Annotated in this window: 14 protein-coding genes; 12 read left to right on the forward strand and 2 right to left on the reverse strand. The window is 48.2% G+C overall.

Features of this window, described 5'->3' with window-relative positions; genetic code table 11:
• The first annotated feature begins 13 nt into the window (after positions 1 to 13).
• From FYJ34_RS10625 to FYJ34_RS10655, 7 genes are all read left to right on the forward strand, one after another.
• A complete protein-coding gene (locus tag FYJ34_RS10625; protein WP_154478460.1) occupies positions 14 to 406 on the forward strand; it encodes a DUF2712 domain-containing protein in 393 nt (130 codons plus the stop codon).
• Positions 407 to 516: 110 nt separating this feature from the next.
• Positions 517 to 1224 (forward strand): hypothetical protein, encoded by a 708-nt coding sequence (locus tag FYJ34_RS10630; RefSeq protein ID WP_154478462.1) that lies wholly within the window; start codon positions 517 to 519, stop codon positions 1222 to 1224.
• Between the two features lie 35 nt (positions 1225 to 1259).
• Positions 1260 to 2012: a hypothetical protein gene (locus tag FYJ34_RS10635; RefSeq protein ID WP_154478464.1), complete on the forward strand. Its 753-nt coding sequence runs from the start codon at positions 1260 to 1262 to the stop codon at positions 2010 to 2012.
• Positions 2002 to 2808, forward strand: coding sequence for a hypothetical protein (locus tag FYJ34_RS10640; RefSeq protein WP_154478466.1), 807 nt, complete (start codon positions 2002 to 2004; stop codon positions 2806 to 2808). The genes FYJ34_RS10635 and FYJ34_RS10640 overlap by 11 nt, the downstream gene beginning before the upstream one ends.
• Before the next feature lie 3 nt (positions 2809 to 2811).
• Positions 2812 to 3456 (forward strand): ABC transporter ATP-binding protein, encoded by a 645-nt coding sequence (locus tag FYJ34_RS10645; RefSeq protein ID WP_154478468.1) that lies wholly within the window; start codon positions 2812 to 2814, stop codon positions 3454 to 3456.
• Positions 3450 to 4019, forward strand: coding sequence for a hypothetical protein (locus FYJ34_RS10650; protein WP_154478469.1), 570 nt, complete (start codon positions 3450 to 3452; stop codon positions 4017 to 4019). The genes FYJ34_RS10645 and FYJ34_RS10650 overlap by 7 nt, the downstream gene beginning before the upstream one ends.
• On the forward strand, positions 4016 to 4840 hold the full coding sequence (locus FYJ34_RS10655) for a hypothetical protein (RefSeq protein WP_154478470.1): 825 nt from the start codon (positions 4016 to 4018) through the stop codon (positions 4838 to 4840). The genes FYJ34_RS10650 and FYJ34_RS10655 overlap by 4 nt, the downstream gene beginning before the upstream one ends.
• 155 nt (positions 4841 to 4995) lie before the next feature.
• Here FYJ34_RS10655 and FYJ34_RS10660 read toward each other — a convergent pair whose 3' ends face one another.
• Positions 4996 to 5679, reverse strand: coding sequence for a S1 RNA-binding domain-containing protein (locus FYJ34_RS10660; protein WP_154478472.1), 684 nt, complete (start codon positions 5677 to 5679; stop codon positions 4996 to 4998).
• A 173-nt stretch (positions 5680 to 5852) separates the two neighbouring features.
• On the opposite strand from FYJ34_RS10660, the gene FYJ34_RS10665 reads away from it, so the two are divergent.
• Both FYJ34_RS10665 and FYJ34_RS10670 read left to right on the forward strand, forming a co-directional pair.
• Positions 5853 to 7499, forward strand: coding sequence for a putative manganese-dependent inorganic diphosphatase (locus tag FYJ34_RS10665; protein ID WP_154478474.1), 1647 nt, complete (start codon positions 5853 to 5855; stop codon positions 7497 to 7499).
• Positions 7496 to 8194, forward strand: coding sequence for a flavin reductase family protein (locus tag FYJ34_RS10670; protein WP_154478476.1), 699 nt, complete (start codon positions 7496 to 7498; stop codon positions 8192 to 8194). Before FYJ34_RS10665 ends, FYJ34_RS10670 begins: the two co-directional genes overlap by 4 nt.
• Positions 8195 to 8251: 57 nt before the next feature.
• Here FYJ34_RS10670 and FYJ34_RS10675 read toward each other — a convergent pair whose 3' ends face one another.
• Positions 8252 to 9643 carry an MATE family efflux transporter gene (locus tag FYJ34_RS10675; RefSeq protein ID WP_154478478.1) on the reverse strand — a complete coding sequence of 464 codons (1392 nt, stop codon included), beginning with the start codon at positions 9641 to 9643 and terminating at the stop codon, positions 8252 to 8254.
• A 496-nt stretch (positions 9644 to 10139) separates the two neighbouring features.
• Here FYJ34_RS10675 and FYJ34_RS10680 point away from each other — a divergent pair, with 496 nt between their 5' ends.
• The 3 genes from FYJ34_RS10680 (at position 10140) to hrcA (ending at position 12989) form a co-directional block, all read left to right on the forward strand.
• Complete coding sequence (locus FYJ34_RS10680; RefSeq protein WP_154478480.1) at positions 10140 to 11471, forward strand: replication-associated recombination protein A; 1332 nt, start codon at positions 10140 to 10142, stop codon at positions 11469 to 11471.
• 56 nt (positions 11472 to 11527) lie between these two features.
• Positions 11528 to 11821 carry a hypothetical protein gene (locus tag FYJ34_RS10685; protein ID WP_154478482.1) on the forward strand — a complete coding sequence of 98 codons (294 nt, stop codon included), beginning with the start codon at positions 11528 to 11530 and terminating at the stop codon, positions 11819 to 11821.
• Between the two features lie 118 nt (positions 11822 to 11939).
• Entirely contained in the window at positions 11940 to 12989 is a 1050-nt protein-coding gene (gene hrcA, locus FYJ34_RS10690) for a heat-inducible transcriptional repressor HrcA (protein WP_154478484.1), read from the forward strand.
• Positions 12990 to 12993: the final 4 nt, after the last annotated feature.

A 12993-nucleotide genomic window follows, 5' to 3' on the forward strand; every position in this document is an offset into this window, starting at 1 on the left:
AAGGAGGGAAAATATGAAGAAAGTAGCGGCGGTTTTTATGGGTGTTTTAATGATGACATGCTTGGGAGGAACCTTAGTGAGTTGGGCAAATAATCACGGTGATACATACTATAGCTTGTACTATAACGGAGACGGAGGCGATGTGCAAACTCCGATTAGAGCTAAGACAGATGCTTCTTCAGCTTATATTTATCATCAGGGGAATGTGTCAGCTTATGTTCAGGTAAAAAGTAACGGAATAAATCCTACGGATGGCGCATATCATTATCATGTAAATGTGGGTCAGGCAAGATATTTATATAATCTGGTTTACGAAAGAGGATACAGAAATTGCTATTTGCAATTAACACCAACCATTCACAGCAGTATTCTATTACATGGTCTCTGGAGTCCGGACAGCATCTAGGGGAAAGAAATGAAAGGAGGGGACTCAGACACAGGGCAATAGTTTTTGTGGAGGGGAGTACCCTCCTTTTGTAGAATTTTCTGGTATTTCAAAACGAAGGAGAACATGCTATGAATAAAAAACGAGGAGTAGGCGTGGCAATCACAGTGATTACCATCTGTGTGGCAGCAGGGACTCTGTGGATGGCGGGGAAAGCCAGATATGGGAACCAGGATGTTTCAAGGGAAAGCAAACAGGAGAAGGAGGGAAAGGAGGATCGGAAGACAGAAAAAGAATCCGATCAGTATGCGATAGACCGGGCGGCAAGTATGGGAGAGACCATTCAGATCACAGATGCGGAACAACGCTTTGACTGTGTGGTAAAGAGCGCGGCTGTTACAAAGACGCCGGAGGGATTTCAACTACCGGCATCCCGGAGGGACTGGATGTGGGATCAGGAGAGTATCCAAGTAGATGAAAGCGGACAGATCAGGAATGAATATTCTTATGTGATCGTAGATTTAAACATCACGAATCCGGCACAGAAAGAACAATTCATGTATCTGAACACGATCTATCTAAGAGCCGGTGGGACGGAGGAAGAGGCAGAGGAGGCCGTTATGCGGGGAGATAAGACCGCGGAAGAAAGTGACGGGCATAATTATATGGAGTTGAGATTACAGCCGCAAGAAAGCAAAGATCTGAAGCTGGTGTACATAGAAAAGGACGAAAAGATAGAAAAGCGGGAGGCGTATCTCGTGTTTAATCTTACGGGAGGTTACGTGGATGGGGTACGTAATGAATATGTGAAAGCGGTCAAATTTACCTGGGGGCAATAGGGGCCGGCGTATGGACCGAAGGATGGAGGCGGAACGTGAGTGAAAAAAAGGGTGTCTTTCTGAAAAGCAAGATAAAATTTGGGACGGAAAGCGCAGGGCTTGTTCTGATTCTTGCTGTGATCCTCAGCCAAAGTGCAAACCGATATCATTTGGTGGCGACAGTATGTGTCTGTGACTTTTACAGGATCGTGCAGGAGCCGTTTCTGTTTGGGGTGTTGATCATGCCTGTCATCCTGTTTCTGCTCCTGGAACAGACAAAGGACCGAAAGACTTTGAATTATTATTGCCGGGTGCCGGGAAGGATATTCCTTTGGAATCGGATCGTGAAGAAGGTGTTGTGGTACTCTGGGATCTTTACCCTCCTTTTGGGCGGAACAGCCTTTGTGGTGGGATGGCTAAAAACAGACAGCCTGTATAACTGGGATCAATATGAAAGTGTGTTTTATCTTAGAAGTCAGATGCTGGTATCTGTCTCCTGGGTATGGGTGATGGCAGTCAACCTGCTGCTGATCTGGATAAAGATCACAGTTTTGGCTCTCCTCCATCAAGTCTTTCTTTTGCTTCCGAAATCACAAAAATACATTTGGCTTTTGGTGGTGGCGCTGGGAGCGATTGAAACGTTTCAAAGAGGGAGGTTTTTCTTTCTGGTATTTTATCCGGAAGATTTTTTGTGGAACAGGAAGGAATGGACAATGGGACTTTTAGCAGGAGGGATCGTGCTGGCGGCAGGTGTGTATGCCATAGGCAGAAGGATTTCCGGCAGGAGGGATATACTGGATGTTTCTTAAAAGAACCGGCGTATATGTGATGAATTTTCTGAAAATGTATAGTTTTCCCATCCTGATCGTGGTATGCAGCTGCCTGACGTTTGCGATAAGAATAAAAAATGAAAGAATCGTGTCGGGAACAGGCTATCAGATGGGAGCAGGAGATTTTTACCTGAATTTCTTCGGAGGCAGCGAGGTGTTCGAGGCGAGTCCCCGTTCTCTTTTGAAGATTCCATATTTTTTGTTCGTGTATGTTGCCTATTTTCTTTTGCTGCAGAGTATCCAGCGAGAGCGGGAATATTCGGAGGCCGGCAGACAGAGGATTGTACGAAGAAGAAAGCGGACACAGATATGGACCCGTCAGGTTTTTCGGCTTTGGAAGAGTGGGGCGATCTGTTTGCTTTGTACGGTTTTGGTATGTGCTGTGGCAGGGGTTTTTGTGTTTCGGGGAGGGTGGCAGATCCATTCTCTTCTCCAGGAAAAAATGGCAGGTCTGGAAGTAGGGATTTTAAGACAGGGCGGCGGATGGCAGCTGCTGGTACCGCCTCTGGCGCTGATGACGTTGGCTATCTTACAGGAGACTTGTGCGTTGCTGCTTTCTCCAAGACTGAGTTATCTGCTTTTTGTTTTTTATTTTTTCAGTGGTCTGTATTGGTGCGAGGAAGGATTTTTGGGAAATGGAATGATGTTTTTGAGAAACGTTCAACTGGCCGGAAGAGGAATCGATTTTCGACTGGAGATATGGGTTTTGCTGGGAATACAGGCTGCGTGTATGGGAATAGGGTATTTCTTGATTCAAAGAAAGGATATATGGTGAGCAATGTATTTAGAGATAAAAGGCGTGTCCAGACAGATTAAGCAGGAAATGGTCCTGAATCAGGTTGATTTGCAGATGGAAAAGGGGAAGGCCTACCTGCTTTTGGGAAAAAACGGGGCGGGAAAGACGATGCTGATGCGGGCCATCAGCGGGTTGATCCGTCTGGATGAGGGAGAAATATGGATCAATGGAAAGCGGCTTTGGAAGGAGATCTCTTTTCCCGAAAGCATGGGAATTTTGTTGGAAAACCCCGGTTTTGTGAAAGCATATAGTGGATATGAAAATCTGATGCTTCTTGCCTCCATCCGCAAAAAAGTAGGGGAAAGGGAGGTGCTGCAGGCGCTGGAAAAGGTGGGGCTGAAAGAAAACATGCATAAGAAGTATCGAAAATATTCTCTGGGAATGAAGCAGAAGCTGGGGATTGCAGCAGCCATTTTTGAGCAGCCGGATCTGATCCTTCTGGATGAACCTACCAATGCGCTGGATGAAAAAAGTGTGCAGGATTGTCTTAAAATTCTGCAGGAGGAAAAAGAAAGAGGAGCCTTGCTGCTGATCTCCAGCCATAATCCGGAGGAATTTATGGATCTGGCAGACGAAATGATCTACATGGACGCAGGTCGCATTAAGAAAAAGGAGATGAAATGTTGAAAAAGCGGAGCATATACGTAGGAGTGATGCTTCTGCTGGCAGGTCTGTGGCTGTTTCGATTTATCCATTTGAATCAGGCCTATCCCAGGCCGAAGCTGGTGGAAAAAAAGGTGGGAGAGGTGATCGCATATACCAAGGACGTGGATGTCCGTGTGACAAAGACACGATTTCTCACCAGAAGCGAAGATAGCAGATTAATGGAAGCAGCCAGTGACATGGACGCCGGAGAAAAGGATGACATTCTGATTGTGCAGATGGAAGCAGTGAACCACAGTGACGAAGAATCCCTGCTGGATCTGTCGGAGATGTGTCTGGAAGCGGAAGGATATACAAACGGAGTTGGAATGACGGAGTTTTCGACTCTGAATCAGGGGGAACCACTCCGGCAGACGCTGGCACCCGAAGAGAAAAAGGTATTTGAAATCCCGTATCTTTTTTACTACTCCGACAGAAGCAAGAGAGAAACGCTGCTGGCGCATGACTTTTTTGTTACCTACAAGCTGTATCCGGAAAAATGCAGAATAGCCATCGGGCCCATGCAGGAGAAAAAGGAGAAAAAATGAAAAAAGTCTATCAAATGGAAATCAAGAGAGCATTTCAGGGACTGTCTTACCGGATCACCTTGCTTATAGGCTGCGGGATCTCTCTTTGTCATGTGATTCGATGTGGCATCCCGCATTATCGATATCTGCGAAGCCTGGGAGGAGTATACAAAGGACTGACACATCCGGTGTCGGCAAGTGAACTGTGGATGGGCGGGAATACCTACAACATAGAGGGATTTGTATTTTATGCCATACTTCCGCTTCTGGCAGTGTTTCCGTATGGACAATCTTATTATGAAGATGTAAAAGGAGGATTTATCCGACAAATTTACAGCAGAGAGCAAAGAAGCAGCTATCTGAAGGCAAAGTATTTGGCGGTATTTTTGTCGGGAGGAACTGCGGTGATCATTCCCCTGCTTGTGAACTGGCTGGGAACCCTGCTTTTTGTGCCCAACCTTTTAGCAGAATCGGCGCTGCAAAGTAATAACATCACCTATGAGAGTTTGTGGAAGCATCTTTTCTTTACAAAGCCGGGGATCTATCTGGGGATCTTTTTGGCGCTTACCTTTGTGTTTGCGGGGATTTACGCTACGATGGCATTGTCAGTCAGTTTTTTTTCAGAATGGAAGATTTTTGTATATACCTTTCCTTTTTTCATACAGATGGGAATTTACACCATTACAATGTTAATGGGAAAGCTGGAGTTTTCCAATGTATATTTCTTAGTGCCGGGATTTGGAATTACAAGTGTAGGAGTTCTGGCAGGGCATCTGATCATCGGATTTTGTTTGACGGCCCTGCTCTTTTATATCCTGGGCAAAAAAGAGGACATTCTATAAAAGGATTTTAGAGGGCGTTGTTTTAGAACTGCTGTCAGGAAGATACCGCAAACTCACATCATGCAGGAGTCTGCGGTATCTCTCGCTGTATTTCAGAAATTGAAAAATGCCGTAGTCCCGGGATATAGCAGGATAACGGCATTTTTATGAGCAGACTATTCAGAAAGCTTGATATTTTTAAACAGATCTCCCAGGCTGGTACCGATCTTCTCGGATTTGGGAATCTCCACTTTTTCTTCCGGCTCTTCGGCAACTTCCTCCAGCGCTTTCATGCTGAGGCTGATCTTTCCGTCTTTGAGTCCGATGATCTTTACCTGTACGGTGTCGCCTGTATGCAGGACATCTTTTGGATGCTTGATGCGCTTCTGGCTGATCTGGGAAACATGTACCAGGCCGGACAGCCCGTTCTCCAGACGGACAAAAGCGCCGTAATCCTGAAGAGATTCTACCGTACCGGAAGTTACGCTTCCTACTTTGACGGCAGCGATCTTTTCTTCCAGCTCTTTTTTCTCCTTTTCCTTCAGGATCTCTCTGGCAGAGAGGATCAGGCGGTTTTCAGCCTGGTCTGCCTCGATGACGCGCACTTCGATATCCATGAGAAGGCAGGACTCCAGATCTTCGATGTACGAAAGGGAAATACGGGAAGCAGGAATAAATCCACGCAGTCCCTCCACCATGGCAATGGCGCCTCCGTTGACGATCCCTTCGATCTTAACGGGAAGTACGGTCTTTTCTTCCAGGTACTTCATCACCAGGTTCCAGGGATTGGCATCATCAAAATGCTCCTCCAGATCCTGCATTGTAAGATTGGTTTCTTCTTGTAATAATTCTTCGCTCATGACTCACATTCCTTCCTGTAGATTTCTGTTTCGTTTCACAACGCTTGGAATCATTATAACATAGGAAGGGAAGGTGTTCAAAGAAAAAAACAGACGGGAGGGGAAGTTTTGGTTGACGGTAACAGGAAAACATGGCAATCTTATCATAGAATATCAGGAAAAGGAGCGGTATCATGGGGAAGAAAGCAGAAAAAATCTACGTGGTAGGACATAAAAACCCGGATACAGATTCGATCTGTTCTGCGATTGCCTACGCTGATTTAAAAAGGAAAAAAACAGGCGAAGATTATGTGGCAAGGCGGGCGGGGCGGATCAACGAAGAGACGCATTATGTGCTGAAAAAATTTCAGGTGGAGGAGCCGCCTCTTTTGGCAAATGTAAAGCTTCAGGTAAAGGACATGGATATCCACAAGATCGACGGAGTGGAAACCAATGTATCCATTAAGGATACCTGGGCCAAAATGAAAGAATACAATGTAAAGACCATACCGGTCCTGAAGGACGGAGAACTGGCAGGGGTGATCTCCACGGGGGATATTGCCACCTCCTACATGAATGTAGACGATGGAAGGAAGCTTTCGGAGGCTAAGACGCAGTACAAAAATATCATACGGACGCTGGACGGAGTGCTGGTAACGGGCAACGAGCATGGGTATTTTACAAAGGGGAAGGTGACCATCGGCGCTTCCAACCCGGATCTGATGGCAGAATTTATTGAAAAGGACGATCTGGTGATCCTGGGGAACCGTCGGGAAGCTCAGGAGTGTGCGGTAGACATTGACGCCAGCTGCCTGGTGATCTGCCAGAATGCAGAAGTATCCGATGAACTGATCCAGAAGGCGGAGGAACAAAGCATCGTGATCATCCGCACGCCGTATGATACCTTTACTACAGCAAGGCTGATCAATCAAAGTATACCGGTAAAGCATTTCATGACGAAAATGCCGCTGGTAACTTTCCGAATGAGTGACTATGTGGACGATATCAAGGAAGTCATGGCAAAAAAGAAGTTTCGCGACTTCCCCATTCTGGACAGACACGGCAGGTTTAAAGGATTTATTTCCAGACGGAGATTTCTGGATGTGAGTAAAAAGAAGGTGATCCTGGTGGATCACAACGAAAAATCACAGGCGGTGGACGGGATCGAAGAAGCTGATATCCGGGAGATCATCGATCATCATCGTCTGGGAAACATCGAAACCATGGGGCCGGTGTTTTTCCGTAACCAGCCGGTAGGCTGTACTGCCACCATCGTCAGTCAGATGTACGAGGAGGAGGGGATCGCCATCGATCCGACGATCGCAGGACTGCTTTGCAGCGCCATCATATCGGATACCCTTTTGTTTCGTTCCCCCACCTGTACCAAGGTGGATGAAAAGGCAGCCAAAAAGCTGGCGGCGATCGCGGGATTGAATATGGAAAAGATGGCCCAGGAGATGTTTAAGGCAGGAAGTAATCTGTCGGGAAAGACGGCGGAAGAGATCTGCTTCCAGGATTTCAAGCAGTTTGCCGTCAACGGGATCACTTTTGGCGTGGGGCAGATCAATTCTATGAACAAGGAAGAGCTGACAGATCTAAGCGACATTTTGCTTCCCTATCTGCCGGAGGTTTTGGAAAACCATAAACTTCAGATGGTGTACTTTATGCTGACGGATATTTTAAGCGAGTCCACCGAACTGCTCTGCGTGGGAATCGGAGCGAAAGAGTATGCGATGGAGGCCTTTGATGTGCGGGAAGATACGGACAAACTGATCCTGGAAGATGTGGTATCCAGGAAGAAGCAGTTGATTCCGGCGCTGGTGGGAGTGATGCATCAATGAGCGGGAGAATAGGAAGGACGTCAGCGGAAAACCGGAAAAGAACGGAAAAGAAGAGGGGAAGAGTGCATCGGAAAGACAGGGAAAAGACGGCGGAAACGGCAGGAAAAAAAGAAGTCTGGAAGCCGGGCAATCTGGTGTATCCTTTGCCGGCAGTGCTGGTCAGTATGGCCACAGAGGACGGCAGGGATAATCTGATCACGGTGGCGTGGACAGGGACGGTCTGCACCAATCCCGCCATGCTGTATATCTCTGTCAGACCGGAGAGGTATTCCTATGAGCTATTGAAGGAGTCGAAAGAATTTGTTGTCAACCTGACGACGGAAGATCTGGCGTATGCCACCGACTGGTGCGGCGTCCGATCGGGGAGGGACTACGATAAATGGAAGGAGACCGGCTTGACAAGAGGCAGGGCAAGCGCCCTTGCTTTTGCGCCTACCGTCAAGGAAAGTCCTGTAAACATCGAATGCCGGATCACGCAGATCCAGGAGCTGGGCAGTCATCATATGTTTCTGGCAGAGGTGCTGGCAGTGCAGGCAGATACAGCCTACCTGGAAGAAAACGGCAGATTTTCCCTGAACCAGTCGGGACTTCTGGCTTATTCCCACGGAGAGTATCTGAGCCTTGGAAAAAGTCTGGGAAAATTTGGGTGGAGCGTGAAAACAGAGAAGAAGCACGCGGGGAAGAAGAAAAAGTAAGCCGGTGGGAAGGGATGATCTCCTGAGGTATCATTCAATTTTCGAGGCTTTTAAGGGTTACGTCGGAGTAGTACAAACGCCCATTGGATCCAGTTTTTTACGGTAGATCCTGCGGTTTAAGAAAGTAAAGGTGATAACGGCCACAATCTCTGCAATGGGTACCGACCACCAGACGGCAGACAGACCGAAGAAATGTGCAAGCAGGTAAGCGGCCGGAAGGATGACACAGATCTGCCTTAAAAACGAGGCGATCAGGCTGTAAAACCCATTCCCCAGCGCCTGGTAGACAGAACCGGACATGATCCCGTAGCCGGCAAAGGTAAAGCTGAGACTGATGATCCGCAGAGCCGGAACGCCGATCTGCAGCATATGGGGAGAAGCGTGAAACAGATGAACCAAAAGATACCGGGGCAAAGTCTGGAAGATGGCCAGCCCTATCAGCATGATGCCGATGGCGATCCGGTAGCTGAGAGAAATGGTTTTTTTAATCCGGGCTACATGCCCTGCTCCGTAGTTATATGCCACGATGGGGATCATGCCGTTGCTCAGACCGAATACGGGCATGAAGATAAAGCTCTGAAGCTTGAAATAGATACCGAAGACGGCGGCGGCTGTGGAAGAATAGAGCAAAAGGATCTTATTCATTCCAAATACCATCACAGAGCCGATGGCCTGCATCACGATAGAAGGAACTCCCACTTCACAGATGACGGAGATGGTGGGCAGGTGAGGGCGGAATCCGGAAAACCTCAGGGAGATCTCCCTGTTCTTTTTCTGATGGAAGAAAATAGACAGGGAAAAGGCTACAAACTGGCCGAATACGGTGGCGATGGCGGCGCCGGTCACGCCCAGGCGGGGGAATCCCAGAAGACCAAAGATCAAAATGGGATCCAGGATGATATTGATGATGGCGCCGGTTCCCTGGGTGATCATGTTATAGAAGGTCTGTCCGGTGGACTGCAGCAGCCGTTCAAAGGTGATCTGCAAGAAAATACCGATGCTGAAGATAGTGATGATCTGCAGATACTGCGTGCCGTATTGAATGATCCGGGGATCGGCGGTCTGGGAGGCAAAAAAAGAGCGGGAACCGAATGCCCCGAAGATGGCAAAGGCCAGACAGCAGACCAGATTCAGAAACAGACCGTTGCTGGCAGCTCTGTTTACCTTCTCCTGATTGCCTTCTCCCAGGCTCCGGGAAAGAAGGGCGTTCATACCAACGCCGAGTCCGGCCGACACAGAGATCATAAGAGTCTGTATGGGAAAGGCCAGAGAAACGGCGGTCAGCGCATCTTCACTGAGCTGTGCCACAAACATGCTGTCTACAATATTATAAAGAGCCTGTACCAGCATGGACAGCATCATGGGAAGCGATACGGAAATCAAAAGCGGAGAAATTTCCATCGTTCCCATTTTATTTTGTTCTGATTTCACGGGTGTGTTTGTTTTCATGTGATCCTGTTGCGCCGGCGGTTTTTCTGACCGGCGCTTTCCTTTCTTCCGGGTATCCCGGTAATCTATAGACGCTATCCCGCCGCAGCGGCAGGAAAAGTTGTGTGAAATGTATGTGACTGCCGTCAGATAAAGACGGGCAGTTTTTGAGATGAAGGTAATTATAACACCCATCCCTGGTTCTGGCAAGAAAAGGAAGAGAAAACAGCAGGCGGTCAAAACGGGGAGATAGCAGAATGGGAGAAGAGAGGACGGGGAAGGGGACACGGGGAGAAAAGACGAGAAGAAAAAACGAGAAGAATAAATGAGAAGAAAACGAGAAGAAAAAAGAGAAGAAAAGACGGAAAAAAGCAGGAAAGAAAAACAAGGAGAAAAACTGCGGGAAGAAGGAGGTTTTTTGCGCCGGGAACAGAAGGGTATGCTATAATAAGAAGCAAACGAAAAAGGCTCCTTTGGTTCACGAAAGAAGCAAATGGGGCGGGGAAAAGGAGAAAAAATGGATCTGTTTGAATATATGGAAGAAAAAGAAAAACAGGAAGCGGGGCCGCTGGCAGTACGGCTGCGTCCGGCTTCTCTGGAAGAGGTGGTGGGGCAGCAGCATATCATAGGGAAGGATAAGCTTTTGTACCGTGCCATTCAGGCGGACAAACTCAGGTCCCTGATCTTTTACGGACCGCCGGGAACCGGAAAAACGACGCTGGCGAAGGTGATCGCAGAAACCACCAGCGCCAGCTTTGTGCAGATCAACGCCACCTCGGCGGGGAAAAAAGATATGGAAGAAGCGATCCGGCAGGCCAAAGAACTCCGGGGGATGTATGGCAGAAAGACCATCCTGTTTGTGGATGAGATCCACCGGTTCCACAAGGGACAACAGGACTATCTGCTGCCTTTTGTAGAGGATGGAACGGTGATCCTGATCGGAGCCACGACAGAAAATCCGTATTTTGAAGTGAATCAGGCTCTCTTGTCCCGCTCTCATGTCTTTGAACTGTATGCCTTGGGAAAGGAAGAGGTCAAAGCGCTGCTGCGCCGTGCTGTTTCCGATGAGGAGCGGGGAATGGGAAGCTACCGGGCGGTGATAGAAGAGGAGGCGCTGGACTTCCTGGCGGATATGGCGGGGGGAGACGCCAGAAGCGGATTGAATGCCCTGGAACTGGGGATCTTAACAACACCCAGAGGAGAGGACGGGAAGATACACATTACCTTGTCTGTGGCAGAGGAATGTATTCAGCGGCGGGCGATTCAGTATGACAAATCGGGGGACAACCACTATGATGTGATCTCTGCCTTCATTAAGAGCATGCGGGGATCGGATCCGGATGCCGCCGTCTATTATCTGGCTAAAATGCTGTATGGAGGAGAGGACATCCGGTTTATTGCCAGAAGGGTCATGATCTGCGCGTCGGAGGATGTGGGAAATGCAGACCCCATGGCGCTGACGGTAGCTGTGTCGGCGGCACAGGCGGTGGAGCGGATCGGAATGCCGGAGGCTCAGTTGATCCTGGCCCAGGCTGTCTTGTATGTAGCGTCGGCGCCCAAGAGCAATGCGGCGACCCTGGCGATTTTTTCAGCAAATGACAGTGTGAGAAAAGTGAAAACGACCGTTCCGCCGCATTTAAGAGACGCCCACTATAAAGGAGCCAAGGATCTGGAAAGAGGAACCGGATACCGCTATGCCCATGATTATCCCAATCATTATGTAGAGCAGCAGTACCTGCCTACAGAGATCCTTGGCAGCAGATTTTATGAGCCTGCGGATCAGGGAAAAGAAAAGGAGATAAAAAATTGGCTGAAATGGTTGAAAGATGAAAAAAATCAGGTATCATAAAAGACAGAGAATAGGGAAAGGAGAGCAGGAAGTCCAAAAGACTCCTGGAAAGGAAGATGAAGGTATATGATGCAGTAAATAAAGTAGAAACGGAAGTGGATGGTACCAAGGGGCTGATCCAGATCATGAAGGACGGGAGACAGGTAGATCTTTATCTGCCGGAAAAAGTGACGGATGCAGACGGATATCTGACCTGGGATGTGGAGCACTGGTCCAGTGTGGACGGGAAACGGTTTATCCGCTGCTATTCCCTGGAAGGCAGGGTGCTGGGAGAATCTACCGGACACAATATTTATGATCTGGCCAACGATTTCAAGCCGGAAAAAGCGGTGAAAGTGGAACTGAGCTAAGAAATCATAAAAAAAGTATAAAGATAGTTGACAAGTGAAGGGTCGAGTGCTACATTAATAAACGAAGATGTTAGCACTCGATTTTTCTGAGTGCTAATAAAGAAAAGGAGGTGGATACATGACGGTGCATCCGAATCAGGAACTGAGCGAACGAAAGACCCGGATCCTGCACGCCATCATTCAGAACTATCTGGAGACGGGAGAGCCGGTAGGTTCCAGGACGATCTCCAAATATACTGATCTGAATCTCAGTTCTGCGACGATACGAAATGAAATGGCAGATCTGGAGGAGCTTGGATATATCCTTCAGCCGCACACGTCTGCAGGACGTATCCCCTCGGATAAAGGATACCGCTTGTATGTGGATATGCTCATGGAAGAAAAGGAGCAGGAGCTGACACAGATGCAGGAGCGGATGCTGGAAAAAGCCGACCGTATGGAACAGCTTTTAAAGCAGGCAGCCAAAGCGCTGGCCGCCAACACCAACTATGCTACGATGGTGTCTACGCCCCTGAACAGTGCCAACAAGTTGAAATTTATCCAGTTGTCCATGGTAGATGAAGGCCATGTGATCGCCGTGATCGTTCTGGGAGGCAATGTCATCAAGAATAAGATCATAGAGATCGAAGAGCCGCTAAGCAATGAAAATCTTCTGAAGCTGAATATGCTCCTGAATACCTCTTTAAATGGGATGGCCATTGAGGAGATCAATCTGGGACTGATCGCAAGGTTGAAGGAGCAGGCTGGGATCCACGGAGAGATGGTGGGGATGGTGCTGGATGCAGTAGCAGACGCCATTCAACTGGAGGAAGAGATGCAGATCTATACCAGCGGAGCTACCAACATCTTCAAATATCCGGAACTTAGCGACAAGCAGAGCGCGCAGGAGATCATCAGCGCTTTTGAAGAAAAGCAGCAGTTGACGGAGCTTGTGACACAGACCCTGTCCCAGGAAGAAAACACGGGGATCCAGGTGTATATCGGGGAAGAAGCGCCGGTGCAGACCATGAAGGACTGCAGTGTGGTTACGGCAACGTATGAGCTGGGAGACGGAATGAAAGGAACGATAGGGATCATCGGACCAAAGCGTATGGATTATGAGCATGTACTAAAATCCATGCGAAGGCTGCAGCAGGAGCTGGATCAGATGTTTCATAGAAAAGAATAGGAAG

The sequence above is a fragment of the Suipraeoptans intestinalis genome (assembly GCF_009696485.1).
In the GTDB taxonomy this organism is placed as follows: Bacteria; Bacillota; Clostridia; order Lachnospirales; family Lachnospiraceae; genus Suipraeoptans; species Suipraeoptans intestinalis.